This is a genomic window from Pseudopedobacter saltans DSM 12145 (genome assembly GCF_000190735.1).
Lineage (GTDB): Bacteria > Bacteroidota > Bacteroidia > Sphingobacteriales > Sphingobacteriaceae > Pseudopedobacter > Pseudopedobacter saltans.
In genome coordinates, this window is record NC_015177.1 from 3589488 (window position 1) to 3603061 (window position 13574).

12 protein-coding genes are annotated in these 13574 nt (G+C 36.4%); 5 read left to right on the forward strand and 7 right to left on the reverse strand.

The window, feature by feature from the left end:
- Nucleotides 1-21: 21 nt before the first annotated feature.
- The gene (locus PEDSA_RS15260; RefSeq protein WP_041537494.1) at nt 22-786 is read right to left on the reverse strand and encodes a phosphosulfolactate synthase; all 765 of its coding nucleotides are present in this window, start codon (nt 784-786) and stop codon (nt 22-24) included.
- Nucleotides 787-867: 81 nt separating this feature from the next.
- Nucleotides 868-2274: a tetratricopeptide repeat protein gene (locus PEDSA_RS15265; protein ID WP_013634061.1), complete on the reverse strand. Its 1407-nt coding sequence runs from the start codon at nt 2272-2274 to the stop codon at nt 868-870.
- A gap of 311 nt (nt 2275-2585) precedes the next feature.
- Between PEDSA_RS15265 and PEDSA_RS15270 the strand changes: the two genes are divergently transcribed.
- Nucleotides 2586-3401 (forward strand): hypothetical protein, encoded by an 816-nt coding sequence (locus PEDSA_RS15270; RefSeq protein ID WP_013634062.1) that lies wholly within the window; start codon nt 2586-2588, stop codon nt 3399-3401.
- A 187-nt stretch (nt 3402-3588) separates the two neighbouring features.
- On the opposite strand, the gene radA is transcribed toward PEDSA_RS15270, so the two are convergent.
- The 3 genes from radA to PEDSA_RS19690 all read right to left on the reverse strand — a co-directional run bounded on the left by radA (nt 3589) and on the right by PEDSA_RS19690 (nt 7037).
- Complete coding sequence (gene radA / locus PEDSA_RS15275) at nt 3589-4971, reverse strand: DNA repair protein RadA (RefSeq protein ID WP_013634063.1); 1383 nt, start codon at nt 4969-4971, stop codon at nt 3589-3591.
- Nucleotides 4972-5087: 116 nt separating this feature from the next.
- Nucleotides 5088-6056: an energy transducer TonB gene (locus tag PEDSA_RS20470; RefSeq protein ID WP_013634064.1), complete on the reverse strand. Its 969-nt coding sequence runs from the start codon at nt 6054-6056 to the stop codon at nt 5088-5090.
- Nucleotides 6057-6068: 12 nt separating this feature from the next.
- Nucleotides 6069-7037 carry an energy transducer TonB gene (locus PEDSA_RS19690; RefSeq protein WP_013634065.1) on the reverse strand — a complete coding sequence of 323 codons (969 nt, stop codon included), beginning with the start codon at nt 7035-7037 and terminating at the stop codon, nt 6069-6071.
- Nucleotides 7038-7128: 91 nt separating this feature from the next.
- On the opposite strand from PEDSA_RS19690, the gene PEDSA_RS15290 reads away from it, so the two are divergent.
- Complete coding sequence (locus PEDSA_RS15290; RefSeq protein WP_013634066.1) at nt 7129-8379, forward strand: cation:proton antiporter; 1251 nt, start codon at nt 7129-7131, stop codon at nt 8377-8379.
- A 111-nt stretch (nt 8380-8490) separates the two neighbouring features.
- Nucleotides 8491-8994 carry an ecotin gene (locus PEDSA_RS15295; RefSeq protein WP_013634067.1) on the forward strand — a complete coding sequence of 168 codons (504 nt, stop codon included), beginning with the start codon at nt 8491-8493 and terminating at the stop codon, nt 8992-8994.
- Nucleotides 8995-9348: 354 nt separating this feature from the next.
- Here the strand turns inward: PEDSA_RS15295 and aat are convergent, their stop codons facing one another.
- Nucleotides 9349-9978, reverse strand: coding sequence for a leucyl/phenylalanyl-tRNA--protein transferase (aat, locus tag PEDSA_RS15300; protein WP_013634068.1), 630 nt, complete (start codon nt 9976-9978; stop codon nt 9349-9351).
- A gap of 106 nt (nt 9979-10084) precedes the next feature.
- Between aat and PEDSA_RS15305 the strand changes: the two genes are divergently transcribed.
- Both PEDSA_RS15305 and PEDSA_RS15310 read left to right on the forward strand, forming a co-directional pair.
- Nucleotides 10085-11467 (forward strand): DUF1800 domain-containing protein, encoded by a 1383-nt coding sequence (locus tag PEDSA_RS15305; RefSeq protein ID WP_013634069.1) that lies wholly within the window; start codon nt 10085-10087, stop codon nt 11465-11467.
- A 19-nt stretch (nt 11468-11486) separates the two neighbouring features.
- Complete coding sequence (locus tag PEDSA_RS15310; RefSeq protein ID WP_013634070.1) at nt 11487-12683, forward strand: DUF1501 domain-containing protein; 1197 nt, start codon at nt 11487-11489, stop codon at nt 12681-12683.
- A gap of 61 nt (nt 12684-12744) precedes the next feature.
- On the opposite strand, the gene PEDSA_RS15315 is transcribed toward PEDSA_RS15310, so the two are convergent.
- Complete coding sequence (locus tag PEDSA_RS15315) at nt 12745-13491, reverse strand: LOG family protein (protein WP_013634071.1); 747 nt, start codon at nt 13489-13491, stop codon at nt 12745-12747.
- Nucleotides 13492-13574 lie beyond the last annotated feature (83 nt).

Below are 13574 nucleotides of genomic sequence, written 5' to 3' on the forward strand. Positions count from 1 at the left end.
TAAGTGCGATAAAATCGCTTATTATTTCTGATTTAGGAAGTGATTGAAAGTATCTCCTCTTAACCCTAAACGGATAGTTTCTAATGGAATTACTTCTGCCGGGGCTATATTTCCTAAATTAACGTTAGTACCTATTAATTCGATAAACCAAACCTGTTGCGCTTTTTGCGGAGCCTCCCAGATGATTTTCTCTTCCGGGATTTGCGTTAAGATTTCGTCTACCAAACCCTGCCTAACCTCTCCAGAGTCGCGGTAAATTCCAACATTTCCTCCTTCTCTGGCTTCGGCGATTACTTTCCAGGAACCGGCATTTATTTCTGCCTGCATCAACTGAATCCATTTATACGGAGCAAAAATTTTGGTAGCGTCTTTAGAGCCAACCTCAGAAATTACAGTTACCTGTTCGCTTAGTTTCGAAATAAACTGACATTTTTCCTCGTGATTGATATCTATCGAGCCGTCTGAAACTTCGGCATACTCCATTCCAAATTTATCTAAAGTTCGTCTATAATCATCAAATTGATCTCTTACGATAAAAGCTTCGAATAAAGTTCCTCCAAAATATACCGGGATATTGGCTTCTTTATAGAGTTTTAATTTTTCTTCGAGGTTTGGTGTAACGAAAGAAGTCGCCCAACCTAATTTAATAATGTCTGTATGAATTCCAGCGACCTCTAAGAAATCCTCGGCCTGACGTAGGCTTAGGCCTTTGTCCATCACCATTGTGATTCCTTTGTCCCTTGGTTTGATTGTGCGCTCAGGAATATTATTTAGTGTGTAATTCAAACTCATAACTAATTGCAAAAGTTCAAAAAAAAAACCAAAAGTCAATCATGACTAGGCCTTTGATTTTTTTTTATTGAATCCTTAGCGCCTAAAACTATTAATGATATCTATTATAACCTTATTGTTTTGTAACATGGGTAAATACTCGAAAAGCAAATAATGTTTCTCGGGATCAATACTTAATGCCTTATGTAATTGAGTCAAAGCTTCTTTTGCCTGTCCGTCTGCAAAAAGATAGGCAACCAGTCTGTAATGCAATTCGGGGGCTTCCGGATTGTTCTTAATTCCCTCTGCAATAATTTCGATACACTTTTTAAGATCCTTTTGCTCAAAAGAAACAGAAGAATAATCTAACCAGGCATCAACATCTAAAGGATTTAGTTCAACAACCTTTTCATAAGCCTTCTCAGATTCGTCCAGATTTTTCAATTTATAGTAAGCATCTGCAATAGCAAACCAGTAATCAGGATTGCTTTCGTCTATTTTTAATGCTTTCTTATAATAATGAAGCGATTCAAAATAACGTTGCTCAAAATCAAGAGTTACGCCTATGCCGTACCAAGCATCAGCCAAAGCGCTGCTTATTTTAACAGCTTTTTTATAGTAATTACGGGCCTCTTCCATTTTTTCGAGTTTCTCGTAACACTCGCCAATCGCACAATAAGTGTGCGCATCAGGCATTTCGTAATCAAAAGTCTGTTTAAAAACTTCTATAGCTTCTTCAAACTTATTTAACTGGATCAGCGTATTACCCTTGTTGAAATAAGCAGAAGAAAAATCTTCTTTTATTAGCAAGGCATAATCATAAGCATCAATGGCTTTTTCAAACATTTCATACTTGTGATAGGCATTCCCCAGGTTATACCAGGCCGCATATGAGTAGGGCTCATTATCAATATATTGCTGATAAAACTGTATACTTTCATCCTGTTTATCTAAAACATCATAACAAAATGCAAGTTCGTAGAGAGCGTCCTGATTTTCCATGTTTTTTTGCAGACATCTTTTTAAATATTCTATCGCCTGCTCATAGTCGCCAAGATTTTGATATACATATGCAATCTGCATAAGCACCTCTTCCTGCATGTCTGTATGTTCTAAAGCTTTAAACAGTGCTTCCAAAGCTTCGTCGTAACGACCGAGGTTTTCGTATATATTGCCTCTTAATAGGAAGATATCAGAATCCGATGGTTCTAAAAGCTCTGCTTTATTTAGCGACTCAAATGCTTTCGGCAGATTATTCATGATTAGATAAAGCTGTGCCTGCTTTGTTAAGAAAGTTACAACAAATGGATGCTGAGAGACGGCATATTCTATTACCCGTAAAGCCTTTGATGGTTCATTTTTTTCGATATAATAATCTATGATATTGTCAAAAACATGGGAATCAAAGAAATAATGGTCGTCGTTGCGCACCATTTCCTCAAATCTCTCTACCGAATGCTTAGGGTCTTCAGAAAACTCAAACTCAAATTCTTCTTCTTCCATATTCTACCTTTCTTATGAGAACGTATTTCTTCCTAAAAAAATTTACTATATCACCTTTTACGGAAAATTATTACCCTCAAATTATAATTTTATTCGATTAATCCAAAAATCAAGTTTTCAACAACTATGCCCTTTTTAGAGTAAATTAAAAAAAACATCTACAAAGGTACCTAAAAACAATTGATTTTAGACTTAATAAAGTGCTTCAGAGCATATGTGATCGTTTTTTGACGGAATATCGATTTTAATAAAATTAAAACTTTATAGAATAGGCTATGTTAAAAACTATGTTGTAACTAAAAAATCACACCATGAAAAAGCAAACAAAATCAGCTGTAGTTTTAATCGGAGTAGCTGCGTTTTCGCTCCTGCTGTCTTGTAATAATAATAGGCAAGCTTCAAGCGAGCAACATTCAGACTCTACAAAGAGAGAACAGGCACATCTTTCAATAGAACCGATGACAGAGACCAATGATTTTCAAAATGCTAAGTTGGAAATCAAAGGCGTGAAATCAGAAGTAGTTGGTGATTCTGTCAAATTAACATTCGATTTCAATGTGCAGAATTATGAATTGTCTAAACAAACCGAAGACGGGCATCACGAGCACACAGCTAATTCTAAAGACGGACAACATATTCATTTTATTTTAGATAATAAACCTTACGTGGCTTTATACAAGCCAACCAATACGGTAACATTAGCTAAAAATTCCGAACATGTGTTATTGTGCTTCCTTTCCAGATCCTATCATCTATCACTGAAAACACCCGACGCAAATGTTTTAACCAAGTTCAAAATTGACGCAAATGGAAAGTATGTAAAAGAAGATACCCCAATGGATCCGATGTTGTTCTATAGCAGACCAAAAGGAGATTATAAAGGAGCGGATACTGAAAATGTGCTGTTGGATTTTTATATAAAAAACCTGAATCTTTCTCCTAATGATTATAAAGTAAAGGTAGAGGTTCAGGATACTACTTTCACAGTGGATTCATGGAAACCTTACATTATAAAAGGTGCAAAACCGGGAGATTTGGAAGTAAAAATTTCTTTGATAGATCCTAAAGGAAATGAAGTAAAGGGGACCTATGGAGAAATAGAAAGAACCTCTAAAATAGAGCCGTAATAATTTTTAATGTTGGATGCTTAATTCTTAATGAGAAATACCGTTAAGAAAGCATCCAACTTTTTTTGTATACACATTTATAAATTTTAAAGTTAAAAATCAAAAAAACTTAAGGCGCTCATTTATGAATGTATAAAAAATATTTGTTTATTGCGTTCCAAGTTGTAATTAAACATTAAACATTCATTTATCCAAATAGCAATTCAAATACCTCTTCAACCTTAGCTACAGTTTGTATCCCTATTTTATACTTGCTTAAATCCAGACCTTTTTTGTTGTATTTAGAAATAAAAATCTGTTCGAAACCCAGTTTCTCTGCCTCGGCTATCCTTTGTTCAATACGGGTAACCGCTCTTATTTCTCCAGAAAGGCCAACCTCCGCGGCAAAGCAAATTTTGTGAGAAATTGGTATATCCTCATGAGAAGAAATAATTGCTGCAATCAGCCCAAGATCAATACTTGGATCCTCTATTTTTATACCGCCGGCTATATTCAGGAAAACATCTTTGGCACCAAGTTTAAAGCCACAGCGCTTTTCTAAAACAGCTAGCAGCATGTTCATCCTCTTTGTATCAAATCCGGTAGAAGACCGCTGTGGAGTCCCGTATGGAGAGTTGCTTACCAGTGCCTGAGTTTCAATCAGCATTGGGCGCATGCCTTCCATAGTAGCAGATACCGTTACGCCACTTAAAGCCTCTTCTCTTAAAGAAAGTAATATTTCAGAGGGGTTAGACACTTCTCTAAGTCCGCTTCCCTGCATTTCGTAGATACCTAGTTCAGCTGCAGAGCCAAACCTGTTTTTAATAGCTCTTAAAATTCTATAAACATGATGCCTGTCTCCTTCGAACTGCAAAACAGTGTCGACCATGTGTTCCAATATTTTTGGACCGGCAATCATACCGTCTTTCGTTATATGACCGATTAAAAATACAGGCGTATTGGATTCCTTAGCGAAACGCAGCAGCTCTGCGGTACATTCGCGAACTTGGGAAACGCTTCCGGGAGTAGACTCCATGTGAGCTGAATGTAATGTCTGAATAGAATCTATAACCACAATGTTTGGTTCCAGTATTTCTATTTGCTTGAAAATATTCTGGGTAGAAGTTTCAGTTAAGATATAACAATCGGAGAAAGGATTATTTAAAATCCTTTCTGCCCTAAGTTTAATCTGTTGCTCGCTTTCCTCTCCCGATACATAAAGAACCTTAATGTTAGGCAGTGTTAAAGCCAATTGTAACATCAGGGTCGATTTTCCGATTCCGGGCTCCCCACCGATAAGAACCAAAGAGCCACCAACAATGCCTCCTCCTAAAACACGATTAAGCTCTTTATCAGGCGTTATTAAACGATGTTCTTCTGTATAGGCTATTTCCTGAATCTTATGCGGTTGATTTGCCCGTGATACAGTTGAATGTGTTGTATTTCTCCAATCTGGAATGCCGGCAGATTTCTTTTCTACAACTTCTTCTACAAAAGTATTCCATTGCTGGCAAGAAGGGCATTTGCCTAACCATTTGGGAGACTCGTATCCGCAACTCTGACAGAAATAGGATGATTTTACTTTGGCCAATTGATGTTAGATTTTAGACTACGAAGTACGAGGTTTCTTTTTCGGATTGCAAAAAAAATGTGGATTTAACCGGGATTTTGCTTAGAGAATCTTTTATTGTTTTATGTCTAAAACGGTTAGTTCAGTTTAAAAGAAATAGGTACAGAATAAGAAACACGAACGGGTTTACCTTTTTGCATTCCCGGTATCCATTTTGGAGACATTCTGATAACTCTCATGGCTTCTTCTTCTAGCTCTTCTCCTCCTGGTATTCCCCTTAATATTTTAACTTCACTCAAAGAGCCGTCTTTTTCAATTATAAAGTTTACTGTAACCCGACCTTCAATTCTTTGTTTTTTCATATCAGGAGGGTATTTTAAATTTCTGTTGATAAAGGCATAGAAGCTCGTCATACCCCCATCAAATTCTGGAAATACTTCATTCCGATATTCTGTCTTTTTTCCCGAACCGTCTATGCGTTGTCCTTTTAAAAACTTCCCATTTTGATAATTTTCTATGTAGGTTTCTTTGTCTTTAGCCAAAAACTCCTTGCGTTGCCCATGCTTTAATCCATTTATATATTCTCCTTCAAGAATATTGCCATTTGCATAGGTAATATTTACTTTTCCGTTGCCCAGCGAATCTAGAAATATATTCCCTAAGGAATCGGCAATTTGAATAGCGGCATAATTAGGGTAATCAAACCTAGTATGAGTAAAATTATTCGTTGGTTGTAAAAATTTTCCTTCTTCTTTTAGTTTACCGTTCTCATAAAACCTTTGAATCTTACCGATACTGTTGTAGTTTTTTATATATTGAATCTGACTAACCTTTCCATTCTTATAGTAAGTAATTTCTTTCCCAATTTGCTTAAACTTTGGCTTATATTCGGAAAGAAAGCCATTTCTCTTTATACTACCGTCTTTCCATGTTTCCTCAAAAGAATAAATTCCCTCTTGAGGAGTTTTCTTTATAATTCTGGTATAATCGCTTTTCCTTTCTGAAATTTCTGTTCCGTCTTCCTTGTGAAAAGTTTTAAGTATTTCCTGTGCATTTGAAAAATTCGCACTAATTAGAAAACAAAATAAAAGGGTGAAATTCCGCATAGTGTTTTTTAATTATGGTTTTCTTAAACTAAAAGCAATAGGAAGAGAGTATGAAACGTTTACATTTTTGCCTCTCTGAAAACCAGGAGTCCATTTTTCGGTCATTTTTAAAACTCTAATAGCCTCTTCTTCGAGTTCCCCTCCATTAGGAATGCTTTTTATTACTTTAATTTTATCAAGAGAACCGTCTTTTTTTACAATAAAATTTAATAAGACTTTACCTTCAATGCCTTGTATTTTTGACATCGGAGGATATTTAAGGTTCGTCGAAATAAATGAATACAGTTCCTTCATTCCGTATTTGTATTCCGGGAAAATATGTGCTGTAGTATAGATATTCACTTTTCCTGTAGAGTCCGTGTAAATTCCTTTTATCAAAAGACCATTTTTGAAAGACTCTTCATAAGATTCATTTGTTTTAGAGATATGTTCATGCCATTCCCCGTCTTTTTTCCCTTTAAGATATTTTCCTTCTAGTTTATCTCCATTATTATAAGTCATTTTCACAGGCCCAGAACCATCTTTATCAAGAAAATTTGTTCCAGTCGAGTCTAAGAATTGTTTTACTATAAATTTAGGAAATTCAAAGCTCTCCGGTCGGTTTAAAACACAAGGCTCTTGAAACTCGCCTATTAATTTTAGATTTCCATTTTCATAGAATGACGAATACTCCCCTACAGCAGTATTTTTAGGGGTATTAAAATGTATACTTTTTATCTGCCCATTTTTATAGAAAAGAGTTTCCTTTCCTGTTTTTGTAAAAGGTTCATATGATGAAGCATAACCTCGGCTTTTCATCCGGCCGTCACTATATTTTTCAATAAATTCATAAATTCCTTTAGTATTCGTCGATATAATAGTTCTGGAATATGGTAATTCCTGTGGCGAAACAGATTTATGCTGCGTTACTTTAATTGTGTCTTGAGAAAAAGATTTCGTTGTAAATAGGACAGACAATACCCAGAGGACTTTAATTTTCATAACTATTTAAATAAATTAAACAAAACTAATGTAATAGTTGATAAAACAAAACGCAAAAAGTTACATTATTTAATTATTCATAATATTTTTTATGGAATTATATTATTCATTTTCGGTACTCATAGTTCTCGCTTCGATATTTTCATATCTAAACATTAGATATTTAAAACTGCCATCAACAATAGGAGTGATGTTAATTGCCATGTTTGTGTCCACTGCTTTGGTAATTTTAGGTAACATCTATCCTGCATTACTTCGCGATTTTTCCGAAATACTAAAAGATGTAAACTTTACCGAAGTAGTGATGGGAGCCATGCTTAATTTTTTGCTTTTTGCAGGAGCAATTCATGTCAACCTCGGCGACCTGCGGGAACAAAAACTACCGGTTATTATTTTCTCATCTGTTAGTGTTGTGATTTCTACTTTTGCAATAGGCAGTATTTTCTTTTACGTATTGCCTTATCTGTCTATCAATTTACCTTTAATTTACTGTCTCCTTTTTGGAGCTCTTATTTCTCCAACAGATCCTATTGCTGTATTAGGGATATTAAAGGATGCAAAAGTTCCGAAATCTTTAGAAACTAAAGTGGCGGGAGAGTCTTTGTTTAATGATGGTGTTGCGGTAGTTGTTTTCGCCGTTATTTTAAAGCTTACGCAGGGTGCTGATATTGATATAACATTTCAATATGTAGCTTGGTTATTCATTAAAGAAGCTTTTGGGGGCTTGCTTTTAGGAGCATTTCTGGGAGTAAGCGCTGCTAAATTTATGCGTAAAGTTGATGATTATAAAGTTTCGGTTTTAATTACTCTATCGGTAGTAATGGGCGGTTACCTGGTTGCCCGGGGACTGCATATCTCGGGACCGCTAACTATGGTTTCTGCTGGACTAGTATTGGGTAATTATGGCGACCGTATCCACGCCATGACGCCTACAACATCGGATTATCTGAATAAATTTTGGGAACTAATTGATGAAATTCTTAATGCGATATTGTTCCTATTTATCGGATTCGAATTGCTATTGATTCCAAAAGTGATAGATTATTGGGCAGTAGGAGTGGTTGCAATCATGGTAGTATTGATGGGTAGGTTTCTATCTATTTTTATTCCTGCTAAGATGATCCCTTTCAACGAAAAATTTGATATGCCAACAATAAGAATCCTTGTTTGGGGAGGGTTAAGAGGAGGAGTTTCTATCGCTCTGGCTTTATCTATCGGAGGCGGGCCTTATAAAGAGTTAATTATAGCCATAACCTATTTCGTTGTTGTTTTCTCTATAGTAGTACAGGGCTTAACGATTGGGAATTTAGCAAACAGGACGTTACCAAAAGAAATGCAGTAGAATGTATCAATTATGTTAAAGTGTATCACAAAGCGAGTTTAAGAGGTAAAGGGATAACAGTAACGTCGGACAAGGTGTCTGGCACATTATATAACAAAAATGAATTTTCTTATGAGAAATCAAACTTTTAAAAAACTAACATTAGTATTGTCTTTGGTTGGTTTAACAACGGCAATTATGGCACAAAATACCATTCTTAAACAAGATTTGTCAATTTATCCCAAACCAGAAAAAGGATACAAACAAATGGTGATTGAGGTTCCATATTCAAAAGCTGATAACAATAAGCGAATAGAGTTTACCATAGGAAAATGGATGGAAGTAGACGGCTGTAATAGTTTTGGCTTACAGGGAGAATTGGAAAAGAAAGATTTACAAGGATGGGGATACAACTACTATGTATTCAAAACCAAGGGAAATGTTATCTCTACACAAATGGCATGTCCAGGCCAACCGAGAAGACATTTATTTGTTTCTGGTCAGCGCGAATTCGTAAACTATAATGGGCAACTTCCTATTGTAATTTATGTTCCGGAAGAATACGAAGTTCAATTCAAAATATTTAAAGCCGAAGAAGACATTTATCAGGCGGCAGAGGTGAGACAGAAAAAATAAGTTTCGTAAGCTTTATTGGCAAGGGTATCAAAGAGTTTAGTTCTCGTCCTATCGGCTTTTTGGAGTTAGCTAGAAACGAAAAAGAGCCTTTCTATACCCTTCTTTTTAACGCCACCTTAAAACAATTTACCAGAATCAAGTAATAACCCGGTGTCCAAAAAGGGATGTTAGCGTTATTCCATACTTGATAAATTATCCGTAACATCTCGCTAACTGGCCCTTCTTCTAACAAATTTTTATATGGTCTTATCATGCATAATATATGGAAAATAGAGAATCAATAACGGCGCTGGCTAGGAGAAAAATTAGGTAATACTTGCTAGAGGATATTATATACTCAAAATGAGTTAATTTTTACGCTTTTAGATATTTTAAATATTCTTCCATGCTTATCATTTCTGCACCCATACTTTCCAGGTGATTGGTGTGTACCTGGCAATCGATAAGTTTTAAGTCGATATTTTCAGCTAGCCAAATCAAAGCCAGTTTAGAGCTGTTACTTGTTTTGGAAAACATAGATTCCCCGCAGAAAATCTTATTGATAAGTACTCCGTAAAGCCCGCCAACTAGGCTTCCTTCCTCCCAAACCTCTACAGAATGTGCAAAGCCCAGGCGGAACAGCTTAATATAAGCTTTTTGCATATCGTTTGTTATCCAGGTTCCGTCCTGGTCTTTTCTTGTTATTTTGGCGCAGGTTTTTATTACCTCGGGAAAGGCTTCGTCAATGGTGACTTCGAATTTCCCAGATCTTATAACCTGTTTCATGCTTTTGCTGATCTTTAGTTTTTCTGGGAAAAGCACAAAACGCTCGTGAGGTGCATACCATAAAATTGGCGTGTCATCGCTATACCATGGAAAAATTCCATTGGTGTAAGCCAGTAAAAGTCTTTCGGGGGATAAATCTCCTCCAACAGCGAGCAGACCGTCTTCTTCTGCTAAATGGCATGGAGGAAAAATGAGTTCTTCTTCTAATTTAAAAATCACATTTGCTTAATAAGATGGTTAAAAATAAAAAGAAAATTGCATTTAAATTTTTAATGATTAAACCTTAAATTTATATATACGTCTAACGTCGTAGCAACACACCGTTATGAATCAACAAGATAAAGTAAAGCATCTCTATTCCAGAGCGGGATTTGGGATCCATTATTCTGAATATCAAAAGCTGAAAAATCAGCGGATAGAGAAACTTGTAGACAGAATGTTTTCTGAATCTGCAAAGTATCGGCCATTATCAGTCGTTGAGGAACCAAAGCAGGATGTTCCTTACGGGACGTTAACAGCGGAGGAAAGACGACAGCGGCAAAGAGAGTATTCCGAACAGACCAGAACGCTGAATGTCGCGTTTTTAGATAAGTTGGCCTCGGATGATGCTTTTTTACGTGAAAAAATGACTTTGTTTTTTCATGGCCATTTTGCCTGTAGACAACAAAATGCGCCTTTTTATATTCAGGAGCTTAATAACATCCACCGCGATTATGCCTTAGGGAACTTTAAAGCGCTAACTGTAGCTGTCTCTCAATCCCGGGCAATGCTTTCTTTCTTAAATAATCAACAAAATAGAAAAGGAAAACCAAACGAGAATTTCGCCCGCGAACTTATGGAGCTTTTTACGCTTGGGGTTGGGCATTATACGGAAGATGATATTAAAGCATCTGCCAGAGCTTTCACAGGCTGGCGCTATAACAAAAACAGCAAATTCGAATTCGCGGAAAAACTGCATGATGATGGGGTAAAAACTTTCTTTGGCAAGAAGGGGAGATTTAATGGGCAGGATATCATAGATATGATATTCGAAAAGAAGCAAACAGCATATTATATTTCTGGGAAGCTATATAGGTTTTTTGTTAACGAAACGCCGAATGAAGCTCATATTAAAGAATTGGGAGACTATTTTTATAGTAAAAACTACGAATTGAAACCTGTACTTAAAAAAATGTTTACTGCCGATTGGTTTTATGATGATGTGAATGTAGGAAACAAAATAAAAACGCCTATAGAATTTATTGCCGGCCTTAACAGGCAGTTTTATATTGATTACGAAAATAAAGGTGTTTTATTGAGATTTCAACAGGCTTTAGGTCAAACATTATTTTATCCGCCTAATGTATCGGGATGGCCTTTGGGTAAAGATTTTATCGACAGTTCTTCTTTGATGCTGAGGCTAAAGATGCCATCTACTATTCTTAATAATGGGATATTAGAGGTTGAAGGCAAAGCCGACCCGGATGACGAGGCAATTCTTGCCTTTGCCAGAAGAGAGAGCAAAAAGGTGGCTCAACGAATAAAGGCATCTGCAGATTGGGACAAATTCTCTAAGAACTTACCAGAAAAACTGGACAAGAAAGATTTAGCCGCTTTTTTACTAAGAGCGCCAATAAGCCCGGCTTTACTTAGTAACGTATCTGAAAGTACTGACTTGAAAACAAAAGTTGTACAATTATTGAGTACTCCGGAATATCAAATGTGTTAACTCCCAAAAACTAAATAAAATGAAAAGAAGAGATTTTTTAAAACAATCAGGTTTAGCAACGGGAGCTTTTCTGATTCCGTCATTTTTGAAACCACTAGAAGCCATGGCTTCGGGCAATTTTGCGGGACATAAAAATTTAGTGATAGTTCAGTTGTCCGGAGGAAATGATGGATTAAATACGGTTGTGCCTTTTGGTATGGATGAATACTACCAGGGAAGAAAAACAATAGCGATTGAGGCCAATAAGGTTATTAAACTGAACGATTTGCAAGGGCTTAATCCGAATATGCAGGCTTTAAGAGAATTGTACGATCAGGGTGAGATGAGCATAATCAACAGTGTGGGCTATCCAAATCCCGATCGATCTCATTTCAGGTCCATGGATATCTGGCAAACTGCAAGTGATTCCAATCAATATCTTTCTACTGGTTGGATTGGCAGGTATTTGGATTCTAATTGCAAGGAGTGCAGTTTCCCTTATGCTGCAATAGAGGTGGATGATACCTTATCTCTGGCTATGAAAGGGGGGACTCTGAAAGGGATTGCGGTAAAAGATCCGCAACAGCTATATCGGAATACAAGAGAGCCTTTCTTTAAAGAAGTTGTAAACGAGGGCAAAGAAATGCTTGATGAGGATAATCTTGGTTACCTGTATAAAACCATGATAGAGACCTCTTCATCGGCAAAATATATTCTGGATACCACGAAAACGTATAACTCTTTATCCAGTTATCCAAACAATGCTTTTGGCAATCAATTGAAAACAATTGCTAAATTTATAAATTCGGGTTTGACAACTCGGGTTTATTATGTTTCTTTGAGTGGATTTGATACGCATACGAATCAGGTAAACCAGCAGGGCCGTCTTTTGCAACAATATAGTGAAGCAATTAATGCTTTTTCGAATGATCTGAAAAAGGCAGGTACATTTAAGGATACGCTGGTAATGACTTTTTCAGAGTTTGGTAGAAGGGTCCAACAGAATGCCAGTGATGGAACAGACCACGGAACAGCGAATAACATTTTCCTGTTTGGTGGAAATTTAAAGGAAAAGGGAATAATTAACGGAGCGCCGAATTTAAAAGATTTAGATAGCGGCGATTTAAAATATGAAGTCGATTTCAGACAGGTTTATGCAACGGTGTTGGATAAATGGCTGGCTGTTGATGATTCAAAAATCTTGAACAGGAAATTTTCTTCTTTAAACTTTGTTTAAAAAGGATTAATCTTGTTTTGCTTGTTGAGTAAAAATGCCCAATAGAAATATTGGGCGTTTTTTATGCTCTTTTCAGTTTCTTTTCACCCAATAGCCAGTTCTCTTTCTTTGGAATACTTAATTTTCTTACTCCTGTTTGAGTTTTGGAGAAGGTTGTTATATGTTGCACGGCTTCATCTATAGAATCTGTAAATAAGATCAGATGCAGGTCCTCTTCACTGATTGTTTTCTGTTCGGCCATTAAATTAATATGTTCTTCTACATGCCGATGAAACTCGCGTCCCATAACAACAATAGGAAAACGTTCTATTTTTCCTGTCTGAATTAAAGTTACTGTTTCGAAAAACTCATCCAGGGTTCCAAAACCACCGGGACAGATAACGAAGGCAAAAGAATATTTTCTTAAAAGCTCTTTCCGAACAAAGAAATATCCAAGGGTAACAAAACGGTCCATGTAAGGGTTGTGGTTTTGTTCATGCGGAAGCACAATGTTACAGCCCAGAGAAAGTCCGTTTGCATCTTTTGCACCGCGGTTAGCTGCTTCCATAATGCCGGGGCCCCCACCAGTCATAATTGCAAAATCCCTTTCGGCAAGTTGCCTGGAAACTTCACGGGCCATTTTATAGTATTGATGATTTTCGTCAAATCGGGCAGATCCGAAAACGGTAACACAAGGGCCAATAAAATGTAACGCTCTGAAACCCTTTAAAAATTGCATGAATACGCCTGCAACGTATTTTAACTCTTTCCATCTGGCTCTTGGCCCTTCTAAAAAACTTTGCTCTTCCTTGAAAAAAATATTGCTCATACTATTTAGTTTGCTCGTTCATTAGTCATTAGTTTATTAGGTGTTTATCATATACATTTTACCTATAGACGTTAGACTTTGTA

Excerpts from the sequence above, each read along its gene's own strand:
- PEDSA_RS15290 (WP_013634066.1), top strand. The coding sequence starts at position 7,129 with ATGGAATTATATTATTCATTTTCGGTACTCATAGTTCTCGCTTCGATA.
- PEDSA_RS15295 (WP_013634067.1), top strand. The coding sequence starts at position 8,491 with ATGAGAAATCAAACTTTTAAAAAACTAACATTAGTATTGTCTTTGGTT.
- PEDSA_RS20470 (WP_013634064.1), bottom strand. The coding sequence starts at position 6,056 with ATGCGGAATTTCACCCTTTTATTTTGTTTTCTAATTAGTGCGAATTTT.
- PEDSA_RS15265 (WP_013634061.1), bottom strand. The coding sequence starts at position 2,274 with ATGGAAGAAGAAGAATTTGAGTTTGAGTTTTCTGAAGACCCTAAGCAT.
- PEDSA_RS15315 (WP_013634071.1), bottom strand. The coding sequence starts at position 13,491 with ATGAGCAATATTTTTTTCAAGGAAGAGCAAAGTTTTTTAGAAGGGCCA.
- PEDSA_RS19690 (WP_013634065.1), bottom strand. The coding sequence starts at position 7,037 with ATGAAAATTAAAGTCCTCTGGGTATTGTCTGTCCTATTTACAACGAAA.
- PEDSA_RS15305 (WP_013634069.1), top strand. The coding sequence starts at position 10,085 with ATGAATCAACAAGATAAAGTAAAGCATCTCTATTCCAGAGCGGGATTT.
- PEDSA_RS15310 (WP_013634070.1), top strand. The coding sequence starts at position 11,487 with ATGAAAAGAAGAGATTTTTTAAAACAATCAGGTTTAGCAACGGGAGCT.
- PEDSA_RS15270 (WP_013634062.1), top strand. The coding sequence starts at position 2,586 with ATGAAAAAGCAAACAAAATCAGCTGTAGTTTTAATCGGAGTAGCTGCG.